This is a genomic window from Pseudemcibacter aquimaris (assembly GCF_028869115.1).
Lineage (GTDB): Bacteria > Pseudomonadota > Alphaproteobacteria > Sphingomonadales > Emcibacteraceae > Pseudemcibacter > Pseudemcibacter aquimaris.
Window position 1 is genome coordinate 1,748,887 of the sequence record NZ_CP079800.1, and the last position, 12,643, is coordinate 1,761,529.

A 12,643-nucleotide genomic window follows, 5' to 3' on the forward strand; every position below is an offset into this window, starting at 1 on the left:
ATTTTTTCTTAGTAACGTTTTAGTAGCAACTAATATGTAATTTATTGCATATAAACATGAATCACTAAAAAGTGGGTACTTAAAGTGCAAGACAACAACAAAGAACAATCAAGCTCAAAATATAAATTCAGCAAAAAGAAAAAAGCATCAATCCTCATGACATTATTACCATTGTCTGCCTGTGGCGGGGGTGGTACTGCTGGTGGTGGTGGTGGCGGAACGCCCACTCCTCCTGCGCCTGCGGAACCTGCTGAATTTATTGAAAGTCCGACGGACACATGGATTGCACGTGATAACCGTAACACAACACTGGATCAGGCGGACGCAACAACCGACCTAACCGTCACCGGTAAAAGTGGTAATGACACTATCCATACCGGAAGTGGTGCTGATAATATCATGGGTGCTGCCGGAAATGATATCATTCGTGCGGGCGAAGGTGCCGATACGGTTGACGCCGGCAACGGCAATGATGCCATCGTATTAATCGGCACAACAACAGCCGGACAATATGATCAAGCCGACATCAACAATGCCGGAAACGGTTATAACCTTTCTAACATTATTACTCTTGCGGATTTAAATGGCCGCACTGTGTCAGAGGTCGTCGCCGGTGAAAGCATCAATGGCGGCGCCGGCACAAACACACTGTTTATATACGGAAATGTCGATCTGACAGGCGTTACAGTCAGTAACGTAACTGTGCTTGAAATTCATTCAACGGTTACAATTACACCAGATCAACTTGCCATGTTCACAACAGTAAACGGTGACGGGACATCAGTTATAAACATTGATGTACCATCCGGTGATACATATGTCCTTGACCTTACGGGAATGAGCGTCGATGAGATCGCAGAAATCAACGTCACAGGAAACCTGACATTCCGCATTTCCGATACATCACAGCTTGATGGCATTACCGATGTTAATTCAACAAGCGGCACCATCACCCTTGATGTGGTTGATGCCGGTTCTGATACTGTTGTTGACCTTGGCGAGATCGCGGATACATTCAATGTCATTGATGAAATCACACTGGATGATCAGGTAACATTGGATATTCTTGATGGCACAGATATCACTGGTCTTGGCCTAACTGACATCGGCGGCAGTGGCGAAGTTAATACAAACGGCAACAGCACAACACAAAATACCCTTGATACCAACGTCACTCTTGGTGGCACGGTTAGTATTGCTTTACCTGAATTATCGATCAATGATCCATCCGAAGATGAAGTAGAGGCCACAGAACCATTTACCGTTACCCTGTCATTTGCGTCCAGCGCTACAGTGACTGTGGATTATAACCTTAGCAATGGTCAAAATGGCACCCTTACCTTTAATCCTGGTGAAACAGTGCAAACCATCACCGCCAATTGGACAGATGACAGCACAGATGAAAACAATGAAACCATCACCGCAACATTAAGCAACCCGTCAAATGCGGATATCGCCGATGCTACGGGTGTTTTAACCATCCTTGATGATGATAATCCACCTAGCCTAAGCATTAATAATATTGCAGTGGATGAAGTAGATGAAACTGGCACATTCACAGTTACGTTATCGCAGGCTTCTGGAAAAACGGTAACTGTTGATTACACAGCCCCAGATGGCAGCACAGGTACGCTGACCTTTAACCCGGGTGATACACAGAAAACATTTTCAACCGCTTGGACGGATGACACCACCGACGAAAACGATGAAATCGTCAATGCGACCCTAAGCAATCCGACGAATGCAACGATTGCCGATGGCACCGGGCAACTGAATATTCAGGATGATGACAACCCACCAACCATCAGCATTAATAACACATCCGCTGATGAGGCCGACGAAATCGCAACATTCACCGTTACCCTGTCCGAGGCATCCGGCAAAACAGTCACTGTTGATTACACAGCCCCTGATGGCGGCACAGGAACATTAACGTTCAATGCTGGTGAAACCCAAAAAACATTCACGACCACATGGTCCGATGACAGCACAGACGAGGATAATGAAACGGCGAACGCCACATTATCAAACCCGTCAAACGCAAGCATTGCCGACGGCAGCGGCCAGTTAACAATCCTTGATGATGATCCCTCCCCGACCATCAGCATTAATGATATTTCTGCGGATGAAATTGATGAAACGGCAACCTTTACCGTTACTCTATCCAATTCAAGCATCAGAACCATCACCGTGGATTACACCGCGCCGGATGGCAGCACCGGGACGCTCACTTTTAACCCGGGTGATACACAGAAAACATTCACGACCGCATGGTCCGATGATTTCAACCGCGAGGACGATGAAGTCGTTAACGCGACCCTTAGCAACCCGACAAATGCAACCATCGCAGACGGTTCTGGCCAGCTAACCATTCAGGATGACGACCATACGGTTGCTTTTTCCGATGGTACGCGTCTTATGGATTTATCACTATCCAGCAACAGTGTGACACGCGGCGAAGATGGCATTGAATTAACATTTGACCTTAACGGAAACGCCGCCACAATCCATGTGGAAGTGACCGACCAATTCGGTAACACCGACCTTTACAGCTTTACCGGTACAAGCGGCACAATGGCCCTTGAAATGGATGGCAGAGAAAATCAGACATCCGCACACGGTATGACCAATGTGTCCAGTTATCAGGTAAGCAGTGTTTATTTCGAAGACAGCAATGGCAACATCAGCTATCTTGATAATCAAAACTTTACTGATTATAGTTTCAATAAAACCGTAAGCGTTTCATCCGGAACAGTCAGCAGCCCGACTGTATCTATGTCTCTTTCATCATTCTCGCTCGGTTCATCAGCGATCACACTGGGTGATGGTGAAACACCGCAAATCATCACATTTGATACGACCATTAACAGCGGTCTTGTTGATGGTGTTATGGTGAAATTTGAAGATGCCAATGGCGTATTGCATTCAACATTCTTTAGCGGCTCTTCTGGCGAAACGGCACTTATGTTTGATGAGCAAATAGCCGAAAGCGGAACATACACGCTTTATTCCGTTGAAGTATTCGATCATTCCGGTAATTCGGTTGTATATAACAAAAGCCAGATTGATACATTGTTTGGCGCATCTGAAAGCACATTTACGCTTACAAACACCGAAAGCATCGATTTCACAGTACCAACCAGCACAAAAGATTCCTTCCTGCCTTGGGATTTATATAACCCAAGTGGTATTGATTATGTGGATGGTGTCCTTTCCGGTTATGGTTATCAAACAAATGCCGATGGTTCACCGCTTATTATCACCTATAGTTTCGGTCATCCGGATAATAGTGAGTTTAGATCAAATTATTCCGATAATAATTACGAAGCCGCGTCTAAAATCGATCAATTCACAGGCGAACAACAAGCCATCGTGCGTGAAATGCTTTCCCAGATTTCCGAAGACGTGAACATCATCTTTGTTGAGGTTCCAGATGACGGAAACGAAGCAGGTAACATGCGCTTCACATGGACAGAGAACGGCTTTGAAACACCGAACAACGCATTTGCATGGGCATATTACCCATTCAGCCACGCAACAGCAGGCGATGTATGGTTTTCCGAAGAAACAATTCTGCCGGAAATGAATCTTGACGTAACAAATACGCTGTTTAAAAATACAATCATCCATGAAATTGGTCACGCACTGGGTCTTAAGCATACTTTTGAAGAAGATGGCCTATTCAATGAAATGCCAAACCAATTTGACGGCAAAGATTACACCATGATGGCGTATGACATTGTGGCGACCAATGCCGCTGGCTTTACAGAAAACAGCGCACCGACTGACCTAATGTGGATTGATATTCTTGCGCTTCAATATGTTTATGGTGCCAACTACACATTCAGTGCGGGTGATGATGTTTATCACATTATGCCAGAACAATGGAATTACCATACACTTTGGGATTACAGCGGTGTTGATACACTGGACGCGAGCAACTTTACCGCCGGCGTTAATATCAACCTTGATCCCGGCTCATGGTCCAATGTCGGTATTGTTATTGATGTAACCACAAATAGCGGTGACGCATTCAATCAAACATTACACATTGCCCCTGATACCTTTATCGAAAATGTTGTCGGCGGTTCCGGCAATGATATTCTTTCCGGTAACATTAAAGACAACGTGATTACTGGTGGCGCGGGTAACGACACCATGGTTGGTGATGATGGTGATGATACCTTTATCATTGATGGGAATTCTAATTTCTCATCTGACAGCATTAACGGTGGCAATGACCGTGATACGGTTCAGGTTTCCGGCGTTACTAATTTTGATGCCAACAACCTTACGATCCTGAATGTGGAAATGTTTAATATTGCGGTTGGCAATCATGCACAAACATTCACCATTGATGCATCCGATGTTGTTGCCAAAACCAGTGGTGCAAACACCCTATTCATCAAGGGTGATGCAACAGACACCATTAACACCGCAAGCACCTGGTTAACCAATGGTACTGTGACAAACGTACATGCCAAGACGGACGGTACATTCTATGTCACCTACACAAGCGGCAGCGCGACCATTTACATGGATGTTGAAATCGGAACGCTTTCAAACTTCCCTGCCTTTAGCTTTGAAACATTCAATGAAATCACATCAACCAGCTACGCCGGCGGTGACGGAACAATTACAGGCACAGCAACACTTGCCATGCGCAGTTCATCAGAAGATCTGACCGTGACATCGATTGGTTTTAACAACATCATGACCGGTAGCGGTGATGACACAGTGACAAGTACCAATGGCGGTGATTTTTATATCGATGGCGGTGGTGCGGATGCGCTTACCAATATTTCAACGATCAGTTACGCAAATTCTGATGCGGGTGTAAATGTGGACCTTGCAAACGGCACCGCAACAGGTGGCTATGCCGAGGGTGACACATTTGACAATTCCGGCATTACGGACGTGACCGTTTATGGCTCATCCAAGGATGATACACTTAAAGCAGGAACCGACAATGCATCACTTCATGGTCTTAAGGGCGATGATACGCTGATCGGTGGAACAGGAACTGATACACTTGATGGCGGCGAAGGTAACGATATGATCCATTACGGCGCGGGTGATACCATCCGTGGTGGTGATGGGTATGATTATCTTATTCTGCAAGATGACTTGGACCTTAGCACTGAAACATTGCTAACTCTTGAAGAAGTCGACGTCAGTGGCGGCGGCAATCAGACAGTGACCTTAGCAGTGCAAGATGTGCTTGATTTAACCGACGCCGATAACAAATTAATCATCAGCGGCGACAGCGGTGATGCGGTGACATCAACTGGCGAAGGATGGGTTCAAGGTGCTGATACCTATATCGAAAATGAAGTCTATAATGTCTATACATCAGGCGGTGCAACGCTTCTGATTGACGAAGATATCAGCCAGACAATAACATAAAGTAATTGCTCCTAGTTTTTACTTTACAGGGCAGTAAACATATTGTTTACTGCCCTTCGTATTTGTAAAATTTTAATTGGGGGCTATGGAATGACACAATCCATTGATCACGAAAAAAACTCATCTAAACACGCTTTAAACAAAAAGAAAAAAGCATCAATTCTGATGACGCTTTTACCACTATCTGCCTGTGGCGGCGGTGGCGGTGGTGGTGGTGGTGGCCCTGAAGACGAGGCCCCTCTCCCTGTTCCGGACCCAACCCCAATTCCAGATCCAGATCCGGATCCAGTCCCGGAACCGGATTTCATTCAAAATCCGACGACCGTATTTATTGCCCGTGACAATAGCGATAGTGAGCTTTTAGTCGGAGACGCCACCAACGACTTAACCGTTACAGGTAAAAATGGTGATGACACAGTCGATACTGGCAACGGCGATGACGTTATCAATGTCAGCGGCGGTGATGATAGGGTTACATCCGGAAGCGGCAACGACATCGTCATTGGTGGCAGTGGCAATGATTATATTTCCACTGAAACAGGTAATGATATTATCCACGGTGGCGATGGAAGAGACAACATTAATGCAGGCAGTGGCAATGATGCGATTATTGTGATCGGCACAACGATCCCTAACCAATATGATCAATCAGACATAACCAATGCTGGTAACGGGTATGATTTGTCTTCCGTCATTTCGCTTGCTGAATTAAACGGGCGCACTGTTTCAGAAGTAACCCCAGGTGAAGTTATTGATGGTGGAACGGGCACGAATACTCTTTTCATATATGGAACCGTCAATTTATCTGGCGTTACAGTAACCAATTTCACCATCCTAGAGGTGCATTCAAGGGTCTTTCTTACAAAAGAACAAATTGAAAGCTTTAAAACCATTAATGGTGACGGTACATCAATCATCAGTATCAATGTGCCATCCGGTCAAACACTTGTTCTTGATCTTAGCGATATGTCATTTGAGGATATCGCAAGCCTTAACATTACCGGTAACGTGACCTTTATTATTGAGGATGCGGATGATTTAACAGGCATTGATAACATCAATACATCCAGTTCTTACGATGTCGCCGTTGAGGTCAAAAACAACGGCAGCAGCGAAACAAGTGTAAATCTTGGTGATATTGCTGATGCTATCAGTAGTGTAAATAATATTATTCTGCAAAAAGATGTAACATTAATCGTTGATGATGCGGATGATATATCGGATTTAGACCTATCAAGCATCACCGGTTACGGTAAAGTTGACACAAACGGCAACAGTGACGCTGATAGCGCATTGGATAATAACGTTGACGTTAATATTACGTTCTTCGCCAGCACAGAAGAAGACACCACAATCACAATTGGTTTTGATGATCTGATACCGGACGGATTTGACGCAAAAGAATTTGGCGAAGTCGTTAGCAACATTGAATTAACAAGCGAAAGTGACGACAATGCCGAAATATCAGTAAATATTACGCTGCGCACCATCACCATTACCCCCAATGAAAACTATAACGGCGTTATAAAAATTTCCTATGATCTTGCTGATGAAAGTAACGTTAAAAAAGCACATACCGGTGATATTGAAATCATTGCCGTTGATGATTTACCAACCGGCTGGGGATCAACAGCAACGGTGGTACGCGGACAAGACACGGAATTATCCCTCGACGGTAATGAATATCTATCCGGCCATAAAAGCGGAGCATTTATCAACCTGCAAGACGTTGATAGCAGTAATGGTGAAATCTACATCCGCGTTGACAGTGTGACGGGCGGCACTATAGCCAGATACGCCCATGACGTTACAATCTTTACATATTCTGATCTTGAAAATGGCGCTATTGAATTTGAACATGATGGTTCCACATCAAAGCCAACATTGACCCTGTCATTTTCGAATGATCAAACAAACTGGGGCAATTCAGTTGATGTTGAGGTGTTGGTTTTTGATGTAAACAGCATTTATCACGTGAACCAAGGCGGGTTAGTCGATAACCCGTTTACCATTAATCTAAACGATAAATATGATCTTTACGGGGCCGATCAATTTATGGCGACCAATGATACCACGGCAATATTTACCAATAACGGAAATATCGAAGCCGAAGGCCCCGGCCTTATTACCCCCGTAATTTCTGAAGACGCAAATACCATAACCAATAATGGTCAGATTAAAGTCACCGCATCAACTGGCAACGGTGCCGCCGTCGTCATGACCGGTGACGGTTCATTCATTAATAATGGGACAATCAATTCGATTTATGATGGTACGACATCAACCATTATGTCTGCTGGTGTTGTTTCAAAAGACGTTACGAACAATGGAAACATTCATATATCCGGACAAAGAGCACAAGGCGTCATAAGCGATAATGGTCTTTCATTGTTAAATACAGGCGTCATCGTCGCCCAAGGGGAAGTAGACGCATTGGCGGTTGGTGCCGCCTCTTATACATCAACAATAAACAATCAAGGTACAATTATTGCCAAGAATAACGTTGATTATAAAGATTCAGTCGCTATTAATTTTGAAACGTCAATCGCAACAGTCACCAACAGCGGATACATCAGCGGACAAACAGCGATAAAAGCGAACTATTCACTTGATCTATTCAATAGCGGTGAAATTCACGGCGACGTTAAAGCCACATCTTATTCTGCGTCCATTAATAACCATGGCTTGATCAACGGATCGCTTTCTTTATCCAGCGCGAGCGACACCGTTAATAATATCAATGGTGAAATATTAGGAACCGTTAGCTTACTTAGCGGTAATGACATCGCCTTTGGCGGACTTAAGGCTGATTATATTGATGGTGGTATGGACAATGACTTTATTACCACCGGCCTTGGCGGCGAAGATATTATTTCAGGAAGTTACGGTGATGATTTCATTATCATGGAACATCTTGATTTTAAGCAGCTTGATGGTGGTGCCAATGATGATACGCTTGTCATGTTACCCGATGGCATCTTGCTTGATCTCACAAACCCGGAAACCGGTAAAATCACTAATTTCGAAGTGATCGATATGGACGGTGAAAACGCAACCCTTAAATTAAGTGCGAATGCCGTTCTTAAAGCAATCGGTATTAATGATACGCTACGCATTAAGGGCGAAACCGGCGACACATTAATCAGCACCGATGAATGGGTAACCGGGGCATCCTCAATCATTGATGATGTTTCTTACACAACATATACAAATGGCGATGCAACCATTTTGGTCGCGGATGATATTACAATTGATATTCAAACACCGCCGCCACCACCCGTCGTCCCGTCAATTTCGATCAATGATGTTTCAGCTGACGAAGCAGAAGAAAGCGCCACCTTTACCGTTAGCCTTTCCGAAGCAACCACTGTAACCGTAACCGTTGATTATACTCCACTATATGGGGATACAGGTACCCTCACCTTTAACCCCGGTGAAACGGAAAAAACATTCGACGTAACGTGGATTGATAATGATACAGAAGGGCCAAATTACAGCAGTAATGTCGTTTTGAGCAATCCATCAAACGCAACCATTGATGATGAACGTGGCTGGTTACACATACGCGATGATGATCACCCATTGGTTTCAATCAATGACGTAACCGTAAACGAAGCCGACGAAACGGCCACCTTTACCCTTACACTTTCAAAAGCAGGTATATACACCAGTAAAATTGGTTATCAAGCAACAAACGGGGCATCCGACACTATAACTTTTGCACCAGGTGAAACAGAAAAAACATTCACCATCAATTGGGTTGATGATGACATTCATGAAGCAGACGAAATAATCACTCTAACCCTATTTAATCAGATCAACTTAATTATTGATGATGGAACTGCGCAGCTCACGATCAAAAATGATGATCCTGTACCATTTCCGGCACTATCTATATCCGATGTTGCCGCGGACGAAGCCGATCAAACGGCGACCTTCACGGTGACATTATCCCCCATTAGCGAGGACACTGTTACCGTAGATTATACCGCACCGGACGGGTCAACTGGCACACTGACATTCGCGGCTGGTGAAACAGTTAAAACATTCACGACCACATGGGTCGATGATAACGATGTCGAGACAGACGAAACGGTAAACGCCACATTATCAAACCCGACAAATGCAACAATCGCCGATGACACAGGACAGCTGACGATCCAAAATGATGATATGCCAACCATTTCCATTGCCGATGTAACCGCGGACGAAGCCGATCAAACGGCAACATTCACGGTAACATTATCCGCCGCTAGCGAAGAAAGAGTTATCGTGAGTTATGCAGCGCCGGACGGAACAAATAGCGCGCTGGTATTTGAACCCGGTGAAACAGTTAAAACATTCACAACAACATGGGTTGATGACAGCGTCATCGAGGCAGACGAAATAGTTAACGCCACCCTTTCTAACCCAACGAATGCAACGATTGGCGACGGTATTGGACAATTAACAATTAAGGACGATGATGAATTACCGCCAGAAATCAGCGTAAATGACATCAGCGCATTTGAAGCTGACAAAAAAGATAACTTCACGATTACACTATCTAAACCATGGGACACGACCATTACCGTAGATTACCAACTCTTTGATTCTGAAAGTGGCGGTGCTGGTAGTGGAACGGTAACCTTTAACCCGGGCGAGACGGAAAAATTCGTTAATTACAATTGGACCGATGATACACGAGATAATGAAGACGCAAACGTCACAATCACGCTATCCAACCCGACGAACGCCACACTAACGGATGATACGGGCATCTTGACGATCACGGATGATGACAATCCACCTATGATTTACATCAATGATGCTGAAAGGTTTGAATCACAGGAAAATGTAACGTTTCTTGTCTATATGAACACGATTAGCAATAAAACCGTGACGGTTGATTATACGGCACCAGATGGCACGACCGGAACAATCACATTTAACCCCGGTGAAAAATCGAAATCATTTACATCCACATGGGTTGATGATGCAATTGACGAAGGCACTGAAACCCTTACCGCAACATTAAGCAATCCATCCAATGCCACTCTTGGAAAGGGGTCGGCTACTTTAACAATCATTGATAATGATAATACACCAGCCATTAAAGTCGATGATGTAATCGCCAATAAAGATAATTATAACGTCGAATTCGTGGTAAAACTTGATGAGGCAACAGAAAATACTGTTACAGTTGATTATACTGCACCGGGCGTTAGTGGAACCCTAACCTTCGCAAGTGGTGAAACAGAAAAAATTATTACCTATGATTGGCGTGACGGCGATCTTGGCAGTGACTGGGTCCATATCCTATGGCTTCGCGACGCAACAAACGCAACTATAGAAGACGACACAGCCACCCTGACTCTTATTGATCCAGTTTCAAGTGCAATCCAATCATCGGAAAGGCCAGTGCTTGAAGACATACTTCATTTCGAAGATGATAATGCTCAGGCCGATTTATTTGTGTCTGACACACAAATTTCAAACAATATTGGCAACAGGATTACATTTGTTGATTACACTGCGGCCGACATTGCTGAAATTGATTACTTATTTGGATAACAATCATTCCCCATCCCGGCGATACTCAATAATGTCGCCGGGTTGGCAATCCAGATAATCACAAATCGCCTCTAGGGTGTTAAACCTAATACCCTTGACCTTGCCACTTTTTAGAAGGGATATATTCTGAACTGTGATGCCGACAGCTTCGGCGAGGTCCTTTGACTTTACCTTACGCTTGGCGAGCATCACATCAAGATTAACGATAATTGGCATGTCCTTACTCCCCTTATACGATCTGCGCGTTTTCTTCGGCGACCCGCACACTTTCTTTAAGAACCCGTGAAACCGCAAAAAGCACGAGGCTTGTAAATATAAGCGCCAAATCATATGGCATAAATGTAATCATCAATTCACGCTCACCTGCCGGATTGCTCCATGTCATGATAACACCAAGAATACTTTCATAAGGAATGCTCATAACCGTATAAAACACCATATATTTGGTGGCTTTATGAAAACTTTCTGCACCACTGCTGCTAAATAAGTCTCCGTCGCTGCTGAATTTAAAAAATTGTTTTAAATGATAAACCGCACCAATGACAAATGCACCAAGCCCCACACTTAAAATACCACCCAATATCATCGCCATTGTTGTTGGTGCCTCTAACGGATGTGGAATGCGCTGAAATAATCCAAGCCCCCTCGCCGCATCATAATTAAACCAGCTCCAGACCAGTACCGCAGGAATAATAAGCATTAAAACAAAACAAAATTTTTCCATGCGTGAACTGATATGTTTCACTTTTTCAATATTATTGGTCATAATAACACCCCGTTAGAATCAAAATATAAGTTAATTAATTAATGTTTTACGATAATTTTTTATTATGTCAATAGATTTTTTAAAATCCATCTGTGCATATTGAAATGCCCCACCCTTTTCATTACAATGATCAAAAAAACGAACAGGGTATAAAAATGAATAAAAACATGATGCTCGCGCTTTTAAGCGTATCATTACTTTCTGCATGTGGAGAAAGCACCACTACGGGGCCGGATTTATCAGGAATTGACGCGCGCGATCATAACTTTTTTAATACTGCCTATAACCGCTGCAACATCGGTAACACGACATTTGATTGTAATTGCGTCGCCCGTGTTAATGTGGAACACCGTGCAGAGGCCTACGAAAAATATGCCGCTGATTTTGACACAGTTCATAAGCCAAAAATGGAAGCCGACATTGAAAAAATGACCGCAACACTGGCGGAAAAAACCATGAACCGTTCCGATGAACGCGTGCTTGAGGCATTATCAGAAGACCTGCACCGTTTAAAAGTAAAGCTTGAAAACGGCGTGGATAACATCGATGATTTCGAACTACCCTTCCTACCCGCCGGCGCAACGGATTCTTGCAAAATCACGAATTAAATCAATCACTTCACAACCGATCACATTCACTTGATTTGATGTGTTTTGAATGTCATCGAAACTGGCCCTATCTTAATTCATGAGAGGCCCGGATGGTGATTTCGTTTTAACTATCCCCGTTCTTCACCCGACGAATTATCAAATGGGCTTCTTCATTTCCTCCATAGAAATGAGGCCCCCCTGTGAGTACCAGGGAGGCCGTTTTCATAGGACGATTTTCTTATACTGTCATACTCGGACTTGTTCCGAGTATCTCGAGACCCTCGGAACAAGTCCGAGGGTGACGATTATGTTGTGTCCGAGGGTGACG

At 44.0% G+C, this 12,643-nt stretch carries 5 protein-coding genes; 3 read left to right on the forward strand and 2 right to left on the reverse strand.

The annotated features are described in order from the left end of the window. Positions 1–84 precede the first annotated feature (84 nt). Positions 85–5,406 carry a Calx-beta domain-containing protein gene (locus tag KW060_RS08340; protein ID WP_249034356.1) on the forward strand — a complete coding sequence of 1,774 codons (5,322 nt, stop codon included), beginning with the start codon at positions 85–87 and terminating at the stop codon, positions 5,404–5,406. Between the two features lie 90 nt (positions 5,407–5,496). Then, complete coding sequence (locus KW060_RS08345) at positions 5,497–10,959, forward strand: beta strand repeat-containing protein (protein ID WP_249034357.1); 5,463 nt, start codon at positions 5,497–5,499, stop codon at positions 10,957–10,959. A gap of 3 nt (positions 10,960–10,962) precedes the next feature. Here KW060_RS08345 and KW060_RS08350 read toward each other — a convergent pair whose 3' ends face one another. Together KW060_RS08350 and KW060_RS08355 are read right to left on the reverse strand one after the other, a co-directional pair. Further along, positions 10,963–11,175: a helix-turn-helix domain-containing protein gene (locus KW060_RS08350; protein WP_249034358.1), complete on the reverse strand. Its 213-nt coding sequence runs from the start codon at positions 11,173–11,175 to the stop codon at positions 10,963–10,965. Positions 11,176–11,188: 13 nt separating this feature from the next. After that, positions 11,189–11,725 carry a hypothetical protein gene (locus KW060_RS08355; protein WP_249034359.1) on the reverse strand — a complete coding sequence of 179 codons (537 nt, stop codon included), beginning with the start codon at positions 11,723–11,725 and terminating at the stop codon, positions 11,189–11,191. A 155-nt stretch (positions 11,726–11,880) separates the two neighbouring features. Between KW060_RS08355 and KW060_RS08360 the strand changes: the two genes are divergently transcribed. After that, on the forward strand, positions 11,881–12,333 hold the full coding sequence (locus KW060_RS08360) for a hypothetical protein (protein WP_249034360.1): 453 nt from the start codon (positions 11,881–11,883) through the stop codon (positions 12,331–12,333). Positions 12,334–12,643: the final 310 nt, after the last annotated feature.